The sequence below is a fragment of the Microbacterium sp. KRD172 genome (genome assembly GCF_017168295.1).
In the GTDB taxonomy this organism is placed as follows: Bacteria; Actinomycetota; Actinomycetes; order Actinomycetales; family Microbacteriaceae; genus Microbacterium; species Microbacterium profundi.
In genome coordinates, this window is sequence record NZ_JABFAS010000002.1 from 1463978 (window position 1) to 1486543 (window position 22566).

Consider the following 22566-nt stretch of genomic DNA (forward strand, 5'->3'; position numbering starts at 1 on the left):
AGGAGTTCATGACACAGCACACTCGCACGCGTACTCGGCTCGCGCTCGGCGCGGTCGTCGGGGTCGTCGCACTGGGACTGGCCGCATGCACCGGAACACCGACCGCGGGCGGTGGCGACACCGGTGGTGATGGCGGCGGGTCGAGCATCGACAGCGTCGCGGTGATCGCGCCGGCTGATCCTGGCGGTGGGTGGGACCAGACCGCGCGTGCCTTCGGACAGGCGCTCAGCGACGAGTCGCTGGTCTCTTCTGCGCCGGTGTCGAACATCGGTGGGGCCGGCGGCACCGTCGGACTCGCCTCGCTCGCCACCGAGGGAAACCCGAACACTCTCATGATCACCGGCAGCGTGATGGTCGGTGCGGTCGAGACGAACGCGTCGGACGTGCGGATCGAGGACATGACTCCGATCGCGAAGCTCACCGAAGAGCCGCTCGTCATCGTCGTGCCGAAGGACAGCCCGTACGACACCCTGAAGGACTTCATCGACGCCTGGGTGGACGAAGGCGCGGGCATGGCCGTCACCGGCGGATCCGCCGGTGGTATCGATCACATCCTCGCGGCGCTGCTGCTCACCGACGCGGGCGTGGATGCTGCGGACGTGCCGAGCAAACTCAACTACATCGCCAACTCCGGCGGCGGCGAGGCGCTCACGATGCTGCTGGGCGGTCAGGTGCAGGCCGGAATCTCGGGCGTGGGTGAATTCTCGCAGCAGGTCGAGGCAGGCGATCTGAAGGCGCTTGCCGTGTCGTCGGGCGAACCGGCGCTGCTGCTGCCGGAGGTTCCGACACTCACCGACGAAGGCGTCGACCTGGTCGTCACCAACTGGCGAGGACTCATCGCGCCCGGCGACATCTCGGACGACGAGAAGAAGGCGCTCGAGGACCTGGTGACGTCGGTGAACGACAGTGCTGCGTGGGCCGAGATCCTCGAGACCAACGGCTGGACCGATGCGTTCCTCGTGGGCGATGAGTTCTCCACGTTCCTGGAAGGCGACATCTCCACGACGAAGGAGACGCTCAAGACGATCGGCCTGATCGAATGACGAGCCAGATCACAACGGGAGCGTCGGCGATCGCCGGCGCTCCCCGGTCGCGCAGGCTCGGGGAGCTCGCCTTCATCGGCGTGATCATCGTGTTCTCGGTGGTCGCGCTCGTGATGACGGGCTTCATCCGCGAGCCGGTCGGATCCTCGAACGTTCTCGGCGCACGTGTGGTGCCGTACGCGGTCACCGGTCTCATGCTCCTGTCGTCGCTCGCGGCGTTCGTCGCGGTGCTGCGCGGCGACGTGGGCGCTCCGGATGAGGGTGAAGACGTCGACACCGAGGCGCGGACGTCCTGGAAGACGGTGATCTTCCTCGCTCTCGCGTTCGCGTCGCTCATGGTCGTGATCCCGATCGCCGGGTGGCCGGCCGCGGTGGTCGTGCTCTTCACCGGTGCGTCGATGGCACTGGGCTCATCGAGCTGGTGGAAGGCGCTCCTGCTCGGACTCGGACTCGGAGTGCTGACGCAGCTGCTGTTCGGCAATCTGCTCGGACTCTCCCTGCCGCCGTTCGGCGCGATCCTGCCGGGCCTCATCGAGAGTTCGGGGGTGTTCGGTGGATAGCCTGCAGCTGCTCATGGACGGCTTCGCGACAGCGCTGCAGCCGCAGTATCTGCTGTTCGCGTTCGTCGGCGTGCTTCTCGGCACCGCGGTGGGCGTGCTCCCCGGCATCGGGCCGGCGATGACTGTGGCACTGCTGCTGCCGCTGACGTACACGCTGGATGTCACGAGCGCGATCATCATGTTCGCCGGCATCTACTACGGCGGCATGTACGGCGGGTCGACGACGTCGATCCTGCTGAACACGCCAGGGGAATCGGCATCCATCGTCACGGCGCTCGAAGGCAACAAGATGGCCAGGATGGGCCGCGCCACGGCCGCGCTGGCCACCGCCGCGATCGGATCGTTCATCGCCGGCACGATCGCGACGGTCCTGCTCACGCTGTTCGCACCGTTCATCGCCGACTTCGCAGTGACCCTGGGACCCGCCGACTACTTCGCGTTGATGATCGTGGCGTTCCTCACCGTGGGCGCTCTGCTCGGAGCGAGTCCGATCCGTGGCATCGTGTCGCTGTCGATCGGTCTGTTCCTGGGGCTGATCGGCACAGACACGCTGACCGGGCAGGCGCGCTTCACCTTCAGCATCCCGAACCTGGGTGACGGGATCGACGTCGTGATCGTCGCGGTGGGCCTGTTCGCGGTCGGCGAGGCGCTCTACGTCGGCTCACGGCTGCGCAGCGGGGCTCTGCCGATCATCCCCGTCTCCGGCAACTGGCGCTCCTGGATGAAGAAGAGCGACTGGAAGCGCTCGTGGAAGCCGTGGCTGCGCGGCACCGCGATCGGATTCCCCATCGGAGCGATCCCTGCCGGCGGCGCGGACGTCGCGACGTTCCTCTCCTACGCGACCGAGAAGCGGCTCGCGAAGGATCCCTACCGGCAGCAGTTCGGCAAGGGTGCGATCGAGGGTGTGGCAGGGCCGGAAGCGGCGAACAACGCGGCCGCGGCGGGTGTGCTCGTACCGCTGCTGACGCTCGGGCTGCCGACGACCGCGACCGCCGCGATCATCATCTCGGCGTTCCAGACCTACGGAATCCGCCCCGGCCCGCTGCTGTTCGACAGCCAGCCGGCGCTGGTGTGGGCGTTGATCGCGAGCCTGTACATCGGCAACGTCGTGCTGATCATCCTCAACCTGCCTCTGGTGGGCATGTGGGCCAAGGTGCTGCAGATCCCGCGGCCGTACCTGTACGCGGGGATCCTGGTGTTCGCGGGGCTCGGTGCGTACGCGGCGAACTTCACGATCTTCGACATCGGCGTGCTGCTCCTGCTCGGCATGATCGGGTTCTTCATGCGCAGGCACGGCTATCCGGTTTCGCCGATGGTCGTCGGAGCGATCCTCGGTCCGATGGCGGAGGAGCAGTTGCGCAAGGCCATGGCGATCAGTCAGGGCGACGCGCTGTACCTGGTGCACAGCCCGATCTCGATAGTGATCTACTCCGCGATGGTGCTGATCATCGTGCTGGGCGTCTGGCTCAAGCGCCGCCAGGCGCGGTTCGAGGCGGCGATGTCGGATATCGACACCGCGACGATCCGGACCGTGGACGAGGAGATCGCGCAGCAGTTGCGGCAGCGATGAATGCGGATGGGCGGCAGCGGGGTCTCCGCCGGCGCCCATCCGTTCTTTCAGGCGATGGCCATCAGATGATCTGTCGGCCCTCCCGCTTCGCTTCGCGAGCGTCTTTCACGAAGGCGCGGATGATCACGGCGAGTACGCCGATGACGATCACGGGCCAGACGAGCACGTACGCAGCCATGAGAATGAGTTCCATCACGCGTCCTTTCCTGCGAGTGCGCCGTCTCCGGCTGCTTCAGCGTTCTTGATCGCGCTCTCCGTCTCGATCATGATCTCGGTCTCCGCGGTGTCGAACTCACCTGTGCGCTGCTTGATGAGTTCGAAGTCGAATCGTCTCGTCTTGTTCAGCATCGTGATCGCCACGCACACGATCGTGCTGACCGCATAGGCCACGAGCGATCCGGAAAGCACCGGATAGGTGTGCAGGAAACCGATCGCGAACGGGGCGGAGGCCACGATCGAGACGGCTCCGACGCCGATGGCGACCTTCAGCCCGAAGAACCCGAACGACATGAGTGCCAGCACGACACCGATGCCGATCACCGACAGCACATCACTGACGATGCCGAGTCCGCCTGACAGATCGACCCACTCGAAGCGCACGGGGAGGAACGCGGCGAGGGCGGCGATGACGGCGACGCTGAACGCCACGTTGGTGACGCGGTTCCAGTAGAAGCTCGCGATCACCGGGAAGACGAGCGCGCCCCACATGGCTCCCACGAATACCAGCAGGTCGAGGATGTTGAACTGCATCGACGCGAAGCCGAGTGCTGCCGCTGTTGCACCGACCATGGTCAGTCGCCCCACCAGGAGCATCGTCTTCGGGTTCGCGTTCTTCTTGCCTGCGATGTTCTGACCGTAGATGTCGGCCATCATGATCGACGAGAGCGCCGTCATGTCGGCATCCGCCGTCGATGACAGCGAGCCGATGATCATGACGAAGAACACGCAGATCAGCAGCGGGCTGAGGTAGGTCGCGGCCATCTGCGGGATCAGGTTGTTGACGTCGCCGTCCATCGGCTGGACTCCGGCGTACAGCGCGATGACGCCCAGCATTCCGACGCCGATGATGGTCGCGCCGTAGCCGACGGTCGCGGTGATGAACGTCTTCTTGATGAGGTCCTCACGAACAGCGAACAGCCGCTGTGCGATCGTCTGGTTCCCGATCGCGTAGGCGAGCACCGCAGCGATGTACGGTGCGCCCTGGTTGAAGAACGCGTCGGAGGAGAAGAAATCGCCCTGCTGCGGTGTCAGGTTGGAAGCACCGGTGACGAACAGGTCGGGGCCGCCGGCGGCGAAGAAGATCACCGGGATGATGATCGCCACCGCGCCGAGCATCGCCAGCACCTGGGCGAAGTCGGTGAGCACCGACGCACGGAAGCCCGACCACAGCGTGTAAGCCAGAACACCGATCGCGATCGCGACGATGCCCTGGGTGAACGTGAACGGCGACAGCATCGCGATGAGCGCACCGCCGGCGATCAGGTTCGATGTGAGGCTGATCAGGCTGCCCAGCACGTTGGAGCCGGCGAGCATGAGCTGACTCGAGCGGCCGTGCCGCGCGAACATGACCTCGGCGATCGTGTGCGCCTTCGGAGCCACCTTGCGGATGCGGCGGCCGAAGGGGTAGATGAGCAGGATCATCAACGCTCCCCAGAGCCCGTAGTGGATGGGGCCGGAGATCCCGTAGGTGTAGCCGGACGTGGCCGAGGCGTACATCGATGACGCCCAGATCCAGGTCGCCGTCATGGATGCGGCCGATATGCCGAAGCCGATCTTGCCGCCGCCGGTCATGTAGCCGTCGGCGTTCTCCTTCTTACGGGAGATGCGGATCGACATGTACAAGCTGCCGCCGAAGAAAAGCAGCATGAGCAGGACCACGATCGGTCCTGAGAGTGTTTGGAGGTCTCCCACCGGGTGTTCTCACTTTCTCGTCTTTGATGCGGCACGGCCGCTGGTCGAAGGAGAAAGTGCCCGCTAAGTGGGGGAGAGGGAGGTCAGAGGTTGGGTGGACATCGAGAGATCTGATGCTGTCAGCATGGCGAACGAACCTGGACCACTGAGGCGCATGGCAGCGCACAGACGAGAGGCCCGGGGTGCGGCTCCTTTCCGGTCGTCCACGTTCGGGCACGCCGATTGCCGGCGCATCCTCAGCGGGAGTCGAATGATCGCGGGGCGCGCAAGTCGGGCGCGCGTCGCGTGAGAGCGCACAGTGCGCTCCCTGCTCATGCATGCACGAGCATCCTTTCCACCATAGCAAGTTCCCAGGGGACTGCCGATTTCGGGCGGATCAGGTGAATGCCGAAGGATCAGGCGTGCGTCTCAGACGCAAGAAGCCCTCGGGAACCGAGGGCTTCTTCATGGTGGACCTGAGGGGACTCGAACCCCTGACCCCCTGCATGCCATGCAGGTGCGCTACCAGCTGCGCCACAGGCCCATCTTCTCGCCCCGGGTGAGCGGGGCAACTTGAAAAGAATACAACACGCGAAGCGGCGACCGCCAATCGAGCGGCGCATTCGCGTCGCGATCGGGTTCGACGGGAACACTCCCGTCGATGCATGCGTTGTCATGGATATGCAGATCTTGGAGAGCATCGTGATCGGTGCGGGGCAGGCCGGTCTCTCCACGTCCTTCCATCTGAAGCGCCTCGGCATCGATCACGTGGTACTCGATGCGAACACGGCACCGGGTGGTGCATGGCAGCATCGCTGGGATGCACTGACGATGAACGACGTGCACGGTGTCGCGGAGCTGCCGGGATCCACATCCCCGGCTCGCGACACGAAGCGCGCGAACGCCGTGGTTCCGGCATCCTTCGCAGACTACGAGCGCACGCACGATCTCCCCGTCATCCGCCCCGTCCACGTCGACTCGGTCAGCGACGACGACGGGATGCTGGTGGTCCACGCGGGCGAGCGCGAATGGCGCACTCGCACCGTCGTCAACGCCACCGGAACCTGGACGCAGCCGTTCCTGCCGCACTATCCGGGGATGGAGACCTTCATCGGAGAGCAGCTGCACACCGTCGACTACCCGGGGCCCGAGCACTTCCGCGGCAAGCGGGTGCTGGTCGTCGGCGGCGGCGCATCTGCCGTGCAGTTCCTCGGTGCCCTCGCGCCGATCACCGAGACGCTCTGGGTCACGCGCCGTGAGCCGGTCTGGCGCGACGACGACTTCACACCAGAGGCGGGGGCTGCTGCTGTGGCGCTCGTCGAGCAGCGCGTCGCCCAGGGTCTGCCGCCGCAGAGTGTGGTCGGCGTCACGGGGCTCATGCTGCGCCGGCAGGAGCGCGAGGCCGAGCGACTCGGCGCATACGCTGGTCGGCGACCGATGTTCCAGCGCATCGAGCCCGACGGCGTGCGCTGGGCGGACGGCTCGTTCGAACCCGTCGACGTGATCCTTTGGGCGACCGGATTCCGTCCGGCGATCGCGCACCTCGCACCGCTGCACCTGCGCAGCGCCGCCGGCGGCATCCAGCTCGACCGCAACGGTCGGGGAACGACGGCGGTCAAGGATCCGCGCGTCCAGCTCGTCGGCTACGGTCCCTCGGCGAGCACGATCGGAGCGAATCGCGCCGGTCGCAGCGCCGCGAAAGGTGTGCAACGTGCGCTGTCCGCGACTGCGGTTGGACGACTGAGCGATTAGCCTGGAGTCCGAGTCGTCAGACAGGAGATCCCCATGTCCCGCATCATCGTCTTCGGCGGCCACGGCCGCATCGCTCTTCTCCTCGCGCCGCTGCTCGTCGCGAACGGCGACGAGGTGACCGCCGTCATCCGCAACCCGCAGCACAGTGCGGATGTCGAGGCCGCAGGCGCGACTGCGCTGGTCAGCGACGTCGAGACGATGGATGCCGCATCGCTCGCCGAGATCGTCCGTGGGCACGACGCCATCGTGTGGTCGGCCGGGGCGGGCGGCGGGGATCCTGAGCGCACCTACGTTGTGGACCGCGATGCGGCGATCCGCACGATGTACGCGGCCCCGCTCGCAGGTGTGCGCCGCTACGTCATGGTGTCGTGGCTCGGATCGAAGGCCGACCACGGCGTGCCGAGGAATGACTCGTTCTTCGCGTACGCCGATGCGAAGTGGGCTGCAGACGAGCATCTGCGCGGCAGTCAGCTCGATGGCACGATCCTCGGCCCTGGCACTCTCACACTCGACGAGCCGACCGGCCGCATCGAGCTGGACCCGGAGGATCGTGGAGCGGTGTCGCGCGCAGACGTCGCGGCTGTGATCGTGGCGACGCTCGACGAGCCGCTGACGATCGGCCGGACCATCCGCTTCGGGAACGGGAACGCAGAGACCTCGGAGCCCATCGAGACGGCCTTGGCGCGCTGACCTCCGCGCGCTGACGGCGTGTGATCAGGATGCTTCGACGGCTGCGCGCACATGATCAGCAGCGCGATGCTGCCGAACGGGGCGAAGCAGATGGCGATCGACGCCCAGTGGAAGCCTGCATCGCGCAGACATTCAAGAATGTCGGGCGTCGGAGCCAGGACGGGTTCCCTGACCCGCACCGAGCCACGCCGTCAGCAGCAACCGGCGCAGTCCATTGCCTCGTTCAGCGAACTCGCGCTGGCGACGCACGTACTCGGCCTTGCCGTCGGCCCGCTCGATCGGGACGGGTACGACGCCCCACGCGGACAGGTCGTAGGGTGCTGCCTCCATATCGAGCAGGCGGATGTCGCGGGCCAGCTCGAACGTGTCGAGCAGAATGTCGCCCGGCACGAGCGGGCCGAGCTTCATCGCCCACTTGTACAGGTCCATGCCGGCATGAAGGCATCCGGGCTGCTCGAGCGACGGTTGGTCCTCGCGGCTCAGCGGGTGGCGGTTGCGCGGTACGGCGTCCGGCGTGAAGAAGCGGAACGCGTCGAAGTGCGTGCAGCGCAGGTCGTGCGCCTCCACGACGGCGTCTGTGGCGTCCTGCCCGAGCCGCAGCGGCGCGGTGTGGCGGTGCTCGGAGTCGCGATAGACCATGGCCCATTCGTGCAGGCCGAAGCAGCCGAACTGACCTGGGCGGGCGGCGGTGCGGCGCAGCATCCGCTCGATGAGATCTGCGAGTGCGGCCTTCTCGCGCGCGAAGGCGGCGGCGTCCGGCGCCACGGATCCTGGTGCCGAGCCGGGGGAGTACCAGCGCCACTGGACCCTGTTCGCTGCGTCCTCGAGCTGCACTCCGGCACCGGGATGCCAACGACGCAGCTGTGACGGCGAGTACGAGTAGTAGGTGAACAGGAAGTCCCAGATCGGATGCTTCTCGCCCCGTGCCGCGCGCTCACGGTGCGCGGCGGTCAGCGTATCCGCGCGTTCGTGGTGGGCACGTTCGCGATCGGACCACGTCGCGCGATCAAGGACGGGAGAATCCATATCGTCAGTGCAGGATGCCCACGTCGGTGAGGCGCTCGCGGAGCCCAGCGCCGTCGGATGCCGCAACCCACGGTGCGGCGTCGTCGGAGTGGTCGTCGGATTCGGAGCGCCCACCGGCGAGGATCGCCTCTGCGGGGGAGAGCTGGCGGATCGCGACCCCGGCGACGGAATCGGGGTGCTTCTGCATGAACTCGGTGTAGATGGATTCGTCGTGCTGCCCGTCATCGCCGATCAACAGCCACCGCACATGCGGGAACTCGGCCGCGAGGCGGCGCAGGTTCGTGAGCTTGTGCTCGCGCCCGCTGCGGAACCAGCGGTCGTGCGTGGGTCCCCAGTCGGTGAGGAGCATGGATCCCGTCGGGAACAGATGCCGACTCATGAAACGACTGAGCGTGGGCGCCACGTTCCACGCCCCGGTGGACAGGTAGATCATCGGTGCGCCTGGATGCTGCCGCATCAGCTGCTCGAGCAGCACCGCCATGCCTGGAACAGGGAGGCGCGCGTGCTCGTCGACGACGAAGGAGTTCCACGCGGCGATGAACGGGCGCGGGAGGGCGGTCACCATCACCGTGTCGTCGATGTCGGACAGCACGCCGAAGTCGACGTCGTCGCCGACGATGAAGGCGGTGGCCTCAACCGGCGCCTGACCCTCCACCGACATCGTGAACTTCTGCCACCCGGCGGGGAGCTCGGCGTTGATGACGGTATCGACCACGCCGCCGAGATCTGCGACGACCTCGTGCACGCGACCGGCGATCGTGATCCGCACGCTCGCGAAGCTGACGGGGATGCCGACGAAGCTGCGCCAACCGCGCACACTGGCGTATTCGCCGCTCTCCGTGCGGCGTTGCGGCGGCACGATCAGCACCCTGCCGACCACGCGAACCCAGCCGGTGCCGCCGTATCCGGCGAAGGGCAGCACGGTCGCGGTGCGTCCACGGCGGCGCGCTCGGCTCTCACGCCAGACATGGAGGCGGTGCTCCAAACGTGCGAACCAGTGGATCCTGGCGTTGTGGGCGCTGTCTTCGGACATCACCTCAGTCTTTCATGCCCGAAGCGGCGTCCTCATCTACGTCGTCGACGGCGGCCCGCATGTGACGGTTCTCCCCGCGCGTGAGCAGCTTCTTGCCGATGAAGATCAGAAGCAGGAACACGACGATGATGCCGACGAACACGTATCCGGCGAAGTGCACCCTGTCGACGAGTTCGCGGAAGCCGCCGGCGGCGAGCGACGTCACACTCACGTATGCGGTCGCCCAGATGAGGCAGGCGGGTGCGGTCCACGCCAGGAAGCGTCGGTACGAGTAGGCGCTCATGCCGACGGTGAGGGGCACGAGCGAGTGCAGCACCGGCAGGAACCGGGAGAGGAAGATCGCGACTCCGCCACGGCGCTGCAGATACCGCTCTGCGCGTTCCCAGTGCGCCTCGCCGATCCGCCGGCCGATCCAGGATCGGCGGATGCGCGGACCGAGCCAGCGGCCCAGGCAGAACCCGATGCTCTCGCCGATCAGTGCGCCGACCACGACGGCGATCACCATGGCGATCGTCTCGGGCAGGCCCTCCACTCCCATGGAGGCGATGATGACGATCGTGTCGCCGGGCACGATGAGTCCGATCAGGATGCTGGTCTCCAGCAAGACAGCGAGACCGGCGATGAGCGTGCGGACGACCGGGTCCACCGCCTGCACGGCGTCGAGGATCCACAGCAGGATGTCGTCCACGCACATGAGAATACGTGTTCCGGCGAGCCGTACGCTGTGAGGGTGACGCGCCACCCTCCGCTCGAGCTTCGCCGCACGGCCGCATCCGTGGATGCCGAGGCGCTGTTCCGGACGCTCGCGGCCGGATACGAGGACGTGTTCTGGTTGGATGCCGGAGCCGAGGCTGCGCAGGGCTGGAGCGTGCTCGGAGTGGGTGAGCGCGACGCTCGCGGGCCGGGGGAGGTGCGGCTCGACTGCGTCGCCGGTGCTGCTTCAGACGAGCCTCCCTTCAGAGGCGGCTGGGTCGGATGGCTGGACTACGAGTCGGGTGCCTTCGCTGCCGGGGCGCCCGCTGCGCACTCGGAAGGCGGGCCGGCCTGGCTCCGCGTGACCGCGGCCGTGGCCGTCGACCACGCGACCGGCGCGGTCTGGGAGTTGGGGGACAGCTTGGTGGACCCCCTCGGGTCGTTGAGCGAGCGGAGCGCCCCCCTCGGGTCGTTGAGCGAGCGGAGCGCCCCCCGCGGGTCGTTGAGCGAGCGGAGCGCCCCCGTCGGGTCGTTGAGCGAGCGAAGCGCCCCCGTCGGGTCGTTGAGCGAGCGGAGCGCCCCCCTCGGGTCGTTGAGCGAGCGGAGCGCCCCCCTCGGGTCGTTGAGCGAGCGGAGCGAGACGAAACGCGTTGAGCGAGCGCAGCGAGTCGAAGCGCTCCCCGACCGCACAGCATCCGCCCGCCACACGCCCGACGAATACACCGCCCTCATCCAGCGCTGCCGCGCCGCCATCCGCGCCGGCGACGCGTATCAGCTGTGCCTCACCACCCGGTTCCTGGTCGACGGCCCGCACGACGATGTCGAGACGTACCTGCGGCTGCGCTCCGCGACACCCGCACACCATGGCGGGTTCGTGCGGATAGGCGGCAGGGCTCTGTTGAGTGCGAGCCCAGAGACATTCCTGCACGCGTCGGGCGGTCTGATCCGCACCCGGCCCATCAAGGGCACACGACCGCGCGGTGATGATCCGGCATCCGATGCCGCTCTCGCCGCAGAGCTGCTGGCCAGCGACAAGGAACGCGCCGAGAACGTCATGATCGTCGACCTCATGCGCAACGACCTCTCGCGTGTGTGCGTGCCCGGCAGCATCCGGGTCGACGGGTTGTGGGAGATCGAGTCGTACCCCGCCGTGCACCAGCTCGTCAGCACGGTGAGCGGACAGGCGGCCTCCGGCCTCACTGCTCGGCGACTGTGGGACGCTGCCTTCCCCGCCGGCAGTATGACCGGCGCTCCGAAGCTCTCGGCGATGACACTGCTGCACGAGCTGGAGGGCGCACCCCGCGGCGTGTACAGCGGCTGCTTCGGCTACGTCGGAGTGGACGGTGCGCTGGATCTGGCGATGGTGATCCGCAGCATCCTGATCGACGGCGAACACGCCGTGATCGGTGCCGGAGGCGGGATCACCTGGGGGTCGGTGGCAGCGGCCGAGGTCGAGGAGGTGGCGACCAAGGCGAGGGCGCCGCTGGCTGCTCTGCGCGCGGATCTTCCGGACGCCTGGCGCCGGTAGGGATCCGATATCCTGGAAGTTCCTGACTTCTGCAGTTCGAATGAATCTGTGCAGTCCGCTCCCTGAGATTGGCCGTTCGTTGTCTGAATATCTGTCGTCCTCCACCGAGCCCGTCGACGAGTCGTCGTCGGCGCACGCCATCCAAGCCAAGTGGCAGAAGTACTGGGCGGATGACGAGACGTTCCTCGCAGGAGGCGCGGAGGACAGTCGGCCGCGCAAGTACGTGCTGGCGATGTTCCCGTATCCGTCGGGCGACCTGCACATGGGGCACGCTGAGAACTACCTCTACTCCGACATCGTCGCGCGCTTCTGGCGGCACCGCGGGCACAACGTGCTGAACCCGATCGGCTGGGACTCGTTCGGCCTGCCGGCCGAGAACGCGGCCATCCGTCGCGGGGCAGACCCTCGGGAGTGGACGTACCAGAACATCGCTCAGCAGAAGGAGGGTTTCAAGGCGTACGGCGTCTCGTTCGACTGGACACGCGAGCTGCACACCTCCGACCCGGAGTACTACCACTGGAACCAGTGGCTGTTCCTGAAGCTGCACGAGCGCGGGCTGGCGTACCGCAAGAAGAGCCCCGTCAACTGGTGCCCGAACGACCAGACCGTGCTCGCGAACGAGCAGGTCGTCGACGGACGCTGTGAGCGCTGCGGCGCCGAGGTCATCAAGAAGAAGCTGACGCAGTGGTACTTCAAGATCACCGACTACGCGGATCGTCTGCTGGATGATCTGAACCAGCTCGAGGGCTCGTGGCCGCACAAGGTGCTGCAGATGCAGCGCAACTGGATCGGCCGATCCATCGGCGCCGACGTCGACTTCGTGATCGAGGGTCGTGAGGAGCCGGTGACGGTGTTCTCCACGCGTCCCGACACTCTGCACGGTGCGACGTTCTTCGTGGTGGCACCGGATGCCGAGCTCGCCTCCGAGCTGGTGGCGGATGCTCCGGCCGAGGTGCGCGAACGCTTCGCGGAGTATCTGGCGAAGGTGCAGAAGACGACGGACATCGATCGGCAGGCCACCGACCGGCCGAAGACCGGCGTGTTCCTGGAGCGCTACGCGATCAACCCCGTCAACGGCGAGAAACTGCCGATCTGGGCTGCCGACTACGTGCTGGCCGACTACGGTCACGGTGCGGTGATGGCCGTTCCGGCCCACGATCAGCGCGACCTCGACTTCGCGCGCGCCTTCGATCTGCCGGTCAAGGTCGTCGTGGACACGACGGCGCCGATCACCGGCGCCATGCCCGTGATCGAGGTCGACGAGGACGGCGTGCCGATCGACACGCTGCCCGCTCTCGATGACAAGCCCAGCCTGGACGACCAGCATCCGTCGGTCACCGGTGTCGCCCTCTCCGGCGAGGGGCGGATGATCAACTCGGGAGATCTGAACGGTCTGTCCAAGCGCAACGCCGTCGCCCGTGCGATCGAGCAGCTCACAGCGAACGGCACCGGTCGAGCGGCGAAGAACTATCGCCTGCGCGATTGGCTGATCTCTCGTCAGCGGTTCTGGGGCACGCCGATCCCGATGCTGCACGCCGAGGACGGCCGCATCATCCCCGTCCCCGAAGACCAGCTGCCGGTGAAGCTGCCCAGCGTGGAGGGCCTCGACCTGTCCCCGAAGGGTGCGTCACCATTGGGCGCCGCCGAGTCGTGGGTGCGCACGGTCGACCCGGCGAGCGGGGACCCCGTGCTGCGCGACCCGGACACCATGGACACGTTCGTGGACAGCTCCTGGTACTTCCTGCGCTTCCTCGCGCCGAACAGCGATCAGTTCGCGTTCGACCCGAAGGAAGCCGCCCGCTGGGCGCCGGTCGACTCGTACATCGGCGGCGTCGAGCACGCGATCCTGCACCTGCTGTACGCACGCTTCATCACCAAGGTGCTCTTCGACATCGGCCTGATCGACTTCACCGAGCCGTTCAGCAGCCTGATCAACCAGGGCATGGTCATCCTCGACGGCGCGAAGATGTCGAAGAGCAAGGGCAACCTCGTGCTCTTCCAGGAGGAGCTCGACAAGTTCGGCGCCGACGCGCTGCGCGTGGGCCTCGCATTCGCCGGCCCCGTGGAGGACGACAAGGACTGGGCCGACGTCTCGATGACGGGCGCGCAGAAGTTCCTCGCGCGTGCGCTGCGCCTGAGCCACGACGTGGCGAGCCCCGTCGATGTGCTGTTCAAGGGCGGGGATGCGGCGTTGCGTCGCGGTACGCACCGCCTGCTCGCCGACGCTCCTTCGCTGATCGAGCACACCAAGTTCAACGTGCTCGTCGCGCGTCTGATGGAACTCGTGAACCTCACCCGCAAGACGATCGACACAGGTAGCGGTGCTGCGGACCCCGCCGTGCGCGAGGCCACCGAGACGATCGCCGTGATGCTCGACCTCATCGCCCCGCACACCGCGGAGGAGATGTGGGAGATCCTCGGACACGTGCCCTCTGTGGGCCTGGTCACCTGGCGTCAGGCCGACCCAGCGCTGCTGGTCGAGGACTCCGTCACGGCAGTGGTCCAGATCGGCGGCAAGGTGCGCGCGCAGCTCGAGGTGCCGGCCCGCATCAGCGAGGCTGACCTTGAGGCGCTCGCGCGTGCCGACGAGCGCGTCATCCGCGCACTCGGCGACAAGGAGATCGCGCGGGTCATCGTGCGTGCCCCGAAGATCGTGAGCTTCGCCGTCAAGGGCTGAGGGTCATCGCGGCGATGCGGTTTCGTCTCGGTCGCCTGTGGCTGCCTTGCTCGACGAACCGCGTGGGGGTGCCGCGGGTCGTTGAGCGACGAGCGCAGCGAGGAGACGAAACGGGCTGAGCGAGCGCAGAGAGCCGAAGCCGCACTGACCTGTCCTGCACAAGCATCGGCACCGCCGGGTTCTCCCCGAACCCGGGGGTTTCCGGCATCCGGACCTGCATCCACCCGCCTAGCGTGGGCGGGTGCCAGCGACTGAAACGGAGCCTGTTTCCTCGAAGGCGCCCGCCCCCGCGGCGCGCTCAAGGCTACGACTGAGCATCGGCGCAGCCGTCGTTCTCGGCCTCGTCGTGCTGTCGGCCGCGGTCGGGCTCGGCATCATGCGCGGCCAGGCGCAGCCGGTGCAGACCGTGCCGCTGGCGGAGACATCCGACGACGTCGCGGTCGACGGCGAACTGTATGTGCACGTGCTCGGCCAGGTCGAGCGCCCTGGGCTCTACATGCTGGATCTGGATGCACGCGTCGTCGACGCCCTCGCAGCGGCAGGGGGGACCCTCGACGATGCCGATCTGCAGTCCGTCAACCTCGCGCGGCCGCTCAGCGACGGCGAGCAGCTGATCGTGCCCGTGGTCGGCGCGTCGGTGGAGGGCGGCGCGACGACGCCCCAGGGCGATGGGCTGATCGACTTGAACAACGCCGATCAGGCGGCACTCGAGACCCTCCCGCGGATCGGACCGGCATTGGCGCAGCGGATCATCGAATGGCGCGACGCGAATGGCCGCTTCCAGTCGGTCGACGACCTTCTCGCCGTGCCTGGCATCGGCGAGAAGATGCTCGCCGGGTTGGCGGAACTGGTGAGGGTGTGAGCGCCGGGGGCCGTGTGCGGGATCTTCGGCTCGTGCCCGTCGCCGGCGGTGTGTGGGCCATCTCGTTGCTGTGCGCATTCCTGCCGGGCGCCGCGTGGTGGGGCGCGGTCGGAGGCGGCCTGCTCGGGGCAGCGGCATTGGGGGCACTGGTGCACGCGCATCTTCGTGCGGATGCGCGGCGGCGGACGGACGATGACTTGCGATCGTTCGATGCGGCGAGGGCGCGCGGGGGTCTGTTCGCGATCGTGGTTCTTGCGGCAGCAGCAGCGGCGATGACAGCGGGCTTCGCGATGCCGCAACGCATGGCGGCAGCGGAGCTGGATGGCCGCGTGATCGACGTGTACGCGGAGATCTCGTCGTCGTCCGCGGCGGGGAGCGACGGACGGCTGTGGTTCGACGCGCAGACGAGCCATGCCGGGATTGCGAGCAGGCCAGAACCGCTGACCGTGCCGATCCGCATCGGCGTGGAACGGGTTCCAGGACTGGACCTCGGCAGCGTCATCAGAGTCACCGGTCAGGTCATGGTGACGGATCCGGGCGAGCGCGCTGCGCTCGTGATGTTCGCAACCGAGGTGGAGATCGTCACCCCGGCGCAGGGAGTCTTCGCCGTCGCGGCGCAGGTGCGGGAGGACTTCGTCGAGCGTGCCGTCCGATTGCCGGAGCCGGGCGCAGGGCTGCTGCCTGGACTCGCGGTCGGCGACACCCGCGCAGTGACGCAGGAGCTCGACGACTCCATGCTCGCCTCGGGTCTGAGCCACCTCACCGCGGTCAGCGGGGCGAACTGCGCGATCGTGGTCGGCGCGGTGTTCTGGCTCGTCGCGCTCTGCGGCGGTGGTCGAACGCTCAGGGTCGTCATCGCCCTCACCGCCCTCGCGGCGTTCGTCGTACTCGTCACGCCGGAGCCCAGCGTGATCAGGGCAGCGGTGATGGCTGCCATCGCCATGCTGACGGTGCTCTGCGGTCGACCAAGCGCAGGGGTGGGAGTGCTGTGCCTCGCGGTGGCCGGCATCCTCATCGCCGACCCGTGGCTGTCCGCGACGCCGGGGTTCGCTCTGTCCGCGGCCGCGACGGCAGCACTCATCGTGCTCGCACCACCGCTCGCGCGCGGCCTCGCCAGGTGGATGCCGCACCCACTCGCGCTGGCGATCGCGGTTCCACTCGCCGCTCAGCTCGTGTGCGGACCGATCATCGCGCTGTTCTCGGAGCAGCAGTCGATCGTCGCGATCGTGGCGAACATGATCGCCGGCCCAGCGGCGCCCATCGCGACGGTGATCGGTCTGCTCGCGTGCCTCGCCGCGCCGATCCCGCCGCTGGCGGATCTGCTCGCCGCATGCGCGTGGCTGCCCGCGGCATGGATCTCCGCGACAGCGACGGTGTCGGCGGGCCTGCCCGGTGCGCAGCTGGCCGTGATCCCCGGTATCGCGGCGGCATTGCTGGTGGCGGTGGTGAGCGCCTCGATCGGCGTGCTCCTCAGCGTCGACGGAATCGCCGCAAGACGAGGCGTGCGCGGAGTCTCGGTCGTCGTGCTCGTCGTCGCAGTCGCGCTGCTCGGCGCGCGGATGCTGCTCGCCGGGCCGCTCGTGGGAACGACGGTGCCCGAGGCCTGGTCGATCGCAGCCTGTGATGTCGGCCAGGGAGATGCGCTGGTGGTGAGATCGCAACAGCGCGTGGCGCTGATCGACACGGGGATGGAGGCCGAACCGCTGTCGACGTGTCTCAGCGCGCTCGGAATCGGCAGGATCGACCTGCTCGTGCTCACCCATTTCGATGCGGATCATGTGGGCGCCGCGGCGTCGATGGTCGGGCGCGTGGACACGGTGCTGCACGGTCCGGTCGGTTCGCCGGAGGACTCCCGCCTGCTGAGCGAGTTCGAAGAAGGCGGAGCAGCGCTCATCGACGCGTCGACGGGCATGCACGGCACGCTGGGTGAGGCATCGTGGAAGGTGCTCTGGCCGAGGAAGGACTCGGCCGCATTCCCGGCGGGCAACGATGCCAGTGTCGTACTCGAGTTCGATGGCGGAGACGTGCCGCGCTCGCTCTTCCTCGGCGACCTCTCCGCCACGCCTCAGCGGATGCTGCGCGACCAGCTGCGCGGCACGTACGCGGTGGTGAAGGTCGCGCATCACGGCAGCGCCGATCAGGACACCGGGATGTACGACCTCCTGCGGCCCGCTGCCGCGATCTTCAGCGTTGGGGTGGACAACGACTACGGTCATCCTCGAGCGGAGACGCTGGCGCTGTTGGAAGCTGCCGGTGCGGTCGCGCTTCGCACCGACCAGCAGGGCAGGATCCTGATCGGTATGGACGCGGGCGAGCTCGTGCTGTGGACTGAGCGTGCGGACGAAGCCGCCGGTGCCGACGAGACCGTCGAGGAGCCCGGCGAGGAGCCCGGCGATGTCGACGACCCCCAGTAGGATCGAACTCATGGCCGCTCCCCGTTCCTCAGCCCGTGGCGGCACTGCTCGTACGGGCACCAAGGCGACCAAGATCCCGCAGGTGTCATGGCGCGACCCGCGGCCGGCACCGCTCGTGCTCGTCTTCGGGCCGGAAGAGGTCTGCGCGGAGCGCGCGATCGCCGGCATCCGCGATTATCTGCGTGCCGAAGACCCCGCGCTCGAGATCAGTGATGTGCGCGCCGACGATTACGCCCCTGGCACGCTCCTGTCGCTCACCTCGCCCTCGCTGTTCGGCGAGCCGCGACTCGTGCGCGTCTCCGGCGTCGAGAAGTGCTCCGACGCCTTCCTGCAGGAGGCAGTGTCGTATCTGAACAACCCGCAGGAAGGCGCGACCGTACTGCTGCGCCACACGGGTGCGAGCGTGCGGGGCAAGAAGCTGCTCGACGCGCTGCGCGCAGGTACCGGCGGTGGGATCGAGATCCCCTGCCTCGCGGTGAAACGCGACGGGGATCGCGTCGATTTCGCGGCGGGAGAGTTCGCGGCGGCGAAGAAGCGCATCGCCCCCGCAGCGCTCAGAGCACTCGTGTCGGCGTTCGCCGACGACCTGACCGAACTCGCGGCGGCGTGCCAGCAGTTGATCCGCGACGTCGAGGGCGACATCGCCGAAGAGACCGTGACCAAGTACTACGGCGGGCGGGTCGAGGTGTCGGCGTTCGTCGTCGCCGACACGGCGATATCCGGCCGCTACGGTGAGGCACTCGTGGCGCTGCGGCACGCGCTCGACTCCGGAGCCGACCCTGTTCCCATGGTCGCCGCGTTCGCCATGAAGCTGCGGACCATGGCACGAGTGGCCGGTCAGCGCGAGCCGAGCCGCAGTCTCGCCCAGCGTCTGGGCATGAAGGACTGGCAGGTCGATCGGGCCAAGCGCGATCTCAACGGGTGGAACGAGCGCTCACTGGGCCTCGCCATCCAGGCGACCGCGCGCGCGGATGCCGAGGTCAAGGGCGCTGCGCGCGATCCGATCTTCGCGCTGGAGCGCATGGTGACGGTCATCGCCACTCGCGCTCCGTTCGGTGAGTAGCGCACACGCCGGCACAACGTCTCCGCAAACGAAAGAACCCGCCCCAGCGGGACGGGTTCTTTCAGAAGTCTCAGCTCAGAGAGCCGCGACCTGCTTGGCGATCGACGACTTGCGGTTCGCAGCCTGGTTCTCGTGCAGCACGCCCTTGCTGACGGCCTTGTCGAGCTTCTTCGACGCGACCTTCAGCGCTGCCTCAGCAGCAGCCTTGTCGCCCTTGGCGATGGCCTCGCGGGTACCGCGGACGAGGGTCTTGAGTTCGCTCTTGACGGCCTTGTTGCGCGCCGTAGCCTTCTCGTTGGTCTTGTTGCGCTTGATCTGCGACTTGATGTTTGCCACGCGTGGAAACTTTCGTTCAGGGATGGATGGGATGTGCCGTGAGCAGGAAGAGGGCTGCTGTCGGGCGATCGTGAGGGAAGAACCCACACGCAAGCCAAGAACCAACTCTACCAGGTCTGGCGGGAATCCATCGGGGCGCCACTGTCGCAGAGCCCCGTGCATGCGGCAAGCTGAGCGCTATCGACCCGAAGGAGTCATCCATGGCGGATGCGACTGCCCGAACCTTCACCATGCCGGCCGGACTGCGATGGTCCGCGGCGACGGCGGCCTTCCAGGTCGAGGGTGCGCGCCGTGCCGACGGACGCGGACGGTCCATCTGGGACGACTTCGTCGACACCGACGGTCTCGTGAAGGACGGCTCGACGGCAGAACCCGGCCCCGACAGCTACCGCCGCAGCAACGAGGACATCGCGCTGCTGCAGGGCCTCGGCGTCGACAGCTATCGTTTCTCGATCTCGTGGGTGCGTGTGCAGCCGGATGGACGCGGACCCGCCCAGCCCGCCGGCCTCGCCTACTACGACCGCCTGGTCGACGGGCTTCTCGATGCAGGGATCGAGCCGTTCCCCACGCTGTATCACTGGGATCTGCCGGCGGTCCTCGAACTCAGTGGCGGGTGGGTGCAACCCGCGACGGGCTCCGAAGCCGACCAGAGCGCCGCCCACGTGTACGACCTGATTCACAACCGTCTGTTCGCCGACCCGGTGCTGACCGGCGCCTATCCCGACCTCGCCGCTCTCGGTGTCGAGATGCCGGTGCACGACGGCGACATGGAGCTGATCTCGACAGCATCCGAGTTCTACGGCATCAACTTCTACAACCCGACGACGATCGCGGCAGCCCCGGAGGGCGCACCGGTGCCGTTCGTGCAGGTGCCGACGCCCGGTGTCGCGCATACCGGATTCGGGGAGCTGTGGGGGATCCAGCCGCACGCGCTCACCACTTTCCTGACAGACGCCGCACAACGTTACGGCGACCGTCTGCCTCCGATCATCATCGGTGAGAACGGCGCGTCCTTCCCCGAGCCCGACGAGGTCAGTGGCACCCTCGCCGACGATCGGCGGATCGACTATCTCGCGTCTCATATCGGCGCGGTGGCGGATGCTGTCGCCCAGGGCGTCCGCGTCGACGAGTACACGGTGTGGAGCCTGCTCGACAACTTCGAATGGGCGGACGGCTTCGCACAGCGCTTCGGCCTCGTGCATGTGGACCAGCAGACGTCGAAGCGCACGCCCAAGGCGTCCTACGAGTGGTACCGGTCGCTGATCGCCGAGGCGAAGTCCGCGCGGGCGCGAGCATGAAGGCGCTGATGCCGCGTGACGGTCGCGTGGGCGGTGGATGGCTCTCGCTGTTCGCGCTCGCCTGGCTGGCGGTGTGGACCGTGCAGCTCACGCCGGTGCAGCTTCTGCTTCCGCTGCAGCTGGACACGCCTGGCGGTCAGAACGACTGGATCACCGGCGTCGTCTGGTCAGGGCTCATCCTCTCGGTCGGCGGCATCGCCGGAGTGATCGCCGGACCCGTCGCGGGCATGCTCTCGGATCGCACGGGTTCACGGTGGGGGGCGCCGACGCCCCTGGGCGGTCGGCGGCTCGTCACTGACAGCGGTGTCGCTCCTGCTCACCGGGGCGGCGACCGAGCCGCTGGCAGTGGGAGCGGCCTGGATCGGCGTCTCCGTCGGCATCGCCGTGGTCTCTGCGGCGCTCACCGCGATGATCGCCGATCAGGTGTTCGCGCAACGGGGCACGGCATCCGCCTTCGTGAGCTCCGCACAGGCGGTCGGAATCGTCGTCGGAGTCGGCGCGGTCGTGCTGCTCGGGCTCGGAATAGGCGCCAGCTACGTCGTGCTCGCCATCTTCATCCTGGTGATCGGGATCGGCACCGCAGCACTGCTCCCGGATCCGCCGGCCGGAGGGAAGCGTCCGGTCGCACAGCATCCGGTCCCAGGGCGGGACTGGCGCGAGCGCACGGGAATCCTGCGCGATCGGAACTTCATGTGGGTGCTCGCCAGCCGTCTCGCGGTGAACATCGGCAATGCGCTGGGAACTGCGCTGCTGCTGTTCTTCCTGCTCTACGGCGTCGGCTCGCCCGCCGCCACGGCAGAAGACGATCTGCTGGTGCTGATCGTGATCTACACGATCTTCGTGGTCGCGGCATCCCTCGCCGCAGGCTCGCTCTCCGACCGCACAGGGCGCCGCAAGCCGATCGTGATCATCGCGGCGCTCGTGCAGGCGTTATCCGCCGTCATGATCCTCATCTCGCCGACGTTCATCGGCACCGCGATCGCGGCCGGAGTCATGGGGGTCGGATACGGCGCTTATATGGCGGTGAGTCTTGCACTCGCCACGGATCTGCTGCCGCGGGTCAAGGACCACGCGCGCGATCTCGGCATCGTCAACGCACCGCCACCCTCGGTCAGCTCCTCGGACCGCTGCTCGGAGCCGGCCTCGTGGCGCTCGTCGGCGGATTCTGGCTGCTCTTCCTCGTGGCCGGCATCCTCTCGGTCATCGGCGCGGTCATGACGGTTGCAGTGCGTCCTGCTCGAGCGTCGCGACAGCCACATCCAGCAGCGCGTTGAACACGCGAGGTCGCATCGCGGTGATGAGATGCGAGGTGCGCGGTACGACGATGAGCTCGGAGTGCGGTGTGAGCCGCCGGAACAGCAGCTCCTGAGGACGCAGCTGGTCGAATTGGCCGTTGATCCACCACAGCGGCATGCGAAGTCTGTGCACGTCGGCGGCGAGGTCGAGCGCGGCCAGGCTCGCCAGTGCGACGTCCTGCGCGTCGAAGGCGTAGCCGCCGGCGGCGAAGTCGGCCCTGGTCTCGTCGGGAAGCGTCGCAGCGAGAACGCGGGTGGTGAGCCACAGACCCTTGTCCGGAAGGGAATTGAATCTGCGTGCGAGGAACCTGTAGGCGGCGAGGCCGGCGCCACGGGGGAGTGCGGTGCATGAAGCGCCGATGAAGCCGGCGACCGGGGGCGGATCCTCGGCACCGGCGTAGGCGATCGAGAGCAACCCACCCATCGAGTGGCCCACGAGCAGGACAGTACCTCGCGCCGCCGCATCCCGCACCGCACGGTCGATCGTCGCCATGGCCGAACCCAGCACGAACGGCTCGGCCATGCGCGTCCCGTGCCCGGGCAGGTCGACCGCCGTGGCTGCGATTCCGCGGTCGGCGAGATGGGCGAGCTGCGCGCGCCACATCGTGGCCGACGTGCGGATGCCGTGCACGAAGACGACCTGGATGCTCATGGCTACAGCATAGGAAAAGCGGGGCCGGTGGATGACCACCGACCCCGCTCGATATTTGGCTCTCCTGCTCCTTCCGTGGGTCATCGGCCGGGGAGTGCGGGTCGGTGGGGTCCGAGGGTGAGCATTGCGAGGGCGATGAGCGCGTCAGCTGATTTGAAGCCGAATGCGATCCGGGTGATGAGTC

Annotated in this window: 19 protein-coding genes and 1 tRNA gene; 12 read left to right on the forward strand and 8 right to left on the reverse strand. The window is 67.7% G+C overall.

Annotated elements, in window-relative coordinates:
• Positions 1 to 8 precede the first annotated feature (8 nt).
• Genes J1M43_RS07405 through J1M43_RS07415 form a run of 3 tightly spaced genes read left to right on the forward strand, consistent with a single transcriptional unit; the run spans position 9 to position 3173 of the window.
• A complete protein-coding gene (locus J1M43_RS07405; protein ID WP_033107572.1) occupies positions 9 to 1043 on the forward strand; it encodes a tripartite tricarboxylate transporter substrate binding protein in 1035 nt (344 codons plus the stop codon).
• Entirely contained in the window at positions 1040 to 1603 is a 564-nt protein-coding gene (locus tag J1M43_RS07410) for a tripartite tricarboxylate transporter TctB family protein (RefSeq protein ID WP_052167126.1), read from the forward strand. Before J1M43_RS07405 ends, J1M43_RS07410 begins: the two co-directional genes overlap by 4 nt.
• Positions 1596 to 3173, forward strand: coding sequence for a tripartite tricarboxylate transporter permease (locus J1M43_RS07415; RefSeq protein ID WP_206476397.1), 1578 nt, complete (start codon positions 1596 to 1598; stop codon positions 3171 to 3173). The genes J1M43_RS07410 and J1M43_RS07415 overlap by 8 nt, the downstream gene beginning before the upstream one ends.
• A 61-nt stretch (positions 3174 to 3234) precedes the next feature.
• Here the strand turns inward: J1M43_RS07415 and J1M43_RS16705 are convergent, their stop codons facing one another.
• The 3 genes from J1M43_RS16705 to J1M43_RS07425 all read right to left on the reverse strand — a co-directional run bounded on the left by J1M43_RS16705 (position 3235) and on the right by J1M43_RS07425 (position 5607).
• A complete protein-coding gene (locus J1M43_RS16705; RefSeq protein ID WP_033107573.1) occupies positions 3235 to 3366 on the reverse strand; it encodes a putative transporter small subunit in 132 nt (43 codons plus the stop codon).
• Entirely contained in the window at positions 3366 to 5039 is a 1674-nt protein-coding gene (locus J1M43_RS07420; RefSeq protein ID WP_052167141.1) for a sodium:solute symporter family protein, read from the reverse strand. The genes J1M43_RS16705 and J1M43_RS07420 overlap by 1 nt, the downstream gene beginning before the upstream one ends.
• A gap of 492 nt (positions 5040 to 5531) precedes the next feature.
• Positions 5532 to 5607: transfer RNA gene (locus J1M43_RS07425), tRNA-Ala, on the reverse strand.
• A gap of 137 nt (positions 5608 to 5744) precedes the next feature.
• Between J1M43_RS07425 and J1M43_RS07430 the strand changes: the two genes are divergently transcribed.
• Complete coding sequence (locus tag J1M43_RS07430) at positions 5745 to 6815, forward strand: NAD(P)-binding domain-containing protein (RefSeq protein WP_033107287.1); 1071 nt, start codon at positions 5745 to 5747, stop codon at positions 6813 to 6815.
• Between the two features lie 33 nt (positions 6816 to 6848).
• Complete coding sequence (locus J1M43_RS07435; protein WP_033107286.1) at positions 6849 to 7505, forward strand: SDR family oxidoreductase; 657 nt, start codon at positions 6849 to 6851, stop codon at positions 7503 to 7505.
• Between the two features lie 132 nt (positions 7506 to 7637).
• Here the strand turns inward: J1M43_RS07435 and J1M43_RS07440 are convergent, their stop codons facing one another.
• The 3 genes from J1M43_RS07440 to J1M43_RS07450 are packed head-to-tail and all read right to left on the reverse strand — an operon-like array spanning position 7638 to position 10252.
• A complete protein-coding gene (locus tag J1M43_RS07440) occupies positions 7638 to 8531 on the reverse strand; it encodes a hypothetical protein (RefSeq protein WP_052167064.1) in 894 nt (297 codons plus the stop codon).
• 4 nt (positions 8532 to 8535) lie between these two features.
• The gene (locus J1M43_RS07445; RefSeq protein WP_033107285.1) at positions 8536 to 9564 is read right to left on the reverse strand and encodes an App1 family protein; all 1029 of its coding nucleotides are present in this window, start codon (positions 9562 to 9564) and stop codon (positions 8536 to 8538) included.
• Between the two features lie 4 nt (positions 9565 to 9568).
• Complete coding sequence (locus tag J1M43_RS07450) at positions 9569 to 10252, reverse strand: DedA family protein (protein ID WP_033107378.1); 684 nt, start codon at positions 10250 to 10252, stop codon at positions 9569 to 9571.
• Between the two features lie 42 nt (positions 10253 to 10294).
• On the opposite strand from J1M43_RS07450, the gene J1M43_RS07455 reads away from it, so the two are divergent.
• The 5 genes from J1M43_RS07455 to holA all read left to right on the forward strand — a co-directional run bounded on the left by J1M43_RS07455 (position 10295) and on the right by holA (position 18801).
• Positions 10295 to 11785, forward strand: a complete 1491-nt coding sequence (locus J1M43_RS07455) for an anthranilate synthase component I family protein (protein WP_307823315.1) — start codon at positions 10295 to 10297, stop codon at positions 11783 to 11785.
• Between the two features lie 40 nt (positions 11786 to 11825).
• Complete coding sequence (gene leuS, locus J1M43_RS07460) at positions 11826 to 14462, forward strand: leucine--tRNA ligase (RefSeq protein WP_206476398.1); 2637 nt, start codon at positions 11826 to 11828, stop codon at positions 14460 to 14462.
• A 241-nt stretch (positions 14463 to 14703) separates the two neighbouring features.
• Complete coding sequence (locus J1M43_RS07465) at positions 14704 to 15324, forward strand: ComEA family DNA-binding protein (RefSeq protein ID WP_307823316.1); 621 nt, start codon at positions 14704 to 14706, stop codon at positions 15322 to 15324.
• Between the two features lie 32 nt (positions 15325 to 15356).
• Positions 15357 to 17738 carry a ComEC/Rec2 family competence protein gene (locus tag J1M43_RS07470; protein ID WP_307823317.1) on the forward strand — a complete coding sequence of 794 codons (2382 nt, stop codon included), beginning with the start codon at positions 15357 to 15359 and terminating at the stop codon, positions 17736 to 17738.
• A 10-nt stretch (positions 17739 to 17748) separates the two neighbouring features.
• Positions 17749 to 18801: a DNA polymerase III subunit delta gene (gene holA / locus J1M43_RS07475; RefSeq protein WP_033107284.1), complete on the forward strand. Its 1053-nt coding sequence runs from the start codon at positions 17749 to 17751 to the stop codon at positions 18799 to 18801.
• A 75-nt stretch (positions 18802 to 18876) separates the two neighbouring features.
• Here the strand turns inward: holA and rpsT are convergent, their stop codons facing one another.
• Positions 18877 to 19137, reverse strand: a complete 261-nt coding sequence (gene rpsT, locus J1M43_RS07480; RefSeq protein ID WP_033107283.1) for a 30S ribosomal protein S20 — start codon at positions 19135 to 19137, stop codon at positions 18877 to 18879.
• Between the two features lie 200 nt (positions 19138 to 19337).
• On the opposite strand from rpsT, the gene J1M43_RS07485 reads away from it, so the two are divergent.
• Both J1M43_RS07485 and J1M43_RS07490 read left to right on the forward strand, forming a co-directional pair.
• Positions 19338 to 20435, forward strand: a complete 1098-nt coding sequence (locus J1M43_RS07485; protein ID WP_206476400.1) for a glycoside hydrolase family 1 protein — start codon at positions 19338 to 19340, stop codon at positions 20433 to 20435.
• 303 nt (positions 20436 to 20738) lie between these two features.
• Positions 20739 to 21653: an MFS transporter gene (locus J1M43_RS07490; RefSeq protein ID WP_307823318.1), complete on the forward strand. Its 915-nt coding sequence runs from the start codon at positions 20739 to 20741 to the stop codon at positions 21651 to 21653.
• Here the strand turns inward: J1M43_RS07490 and J1M43_RS07495 are convergent.
• A complete protein-coding gene (locus J1M43_RS07495) occupies positions 21648 to 22382 on the reverse strand; it encodes an alpha/beta fold hydrolase (RefSeq protein WP_033107281.1) in 735 nt (244 codons plus the stop codon). The two genes, J1M43_RS07490 and J1M43_RS07495, sit on opposite strands and share 6 nt — an antisense overlap.
• Between the last annotated feature and the right edge of the window lie 184 nt (positions 22383 to 22566).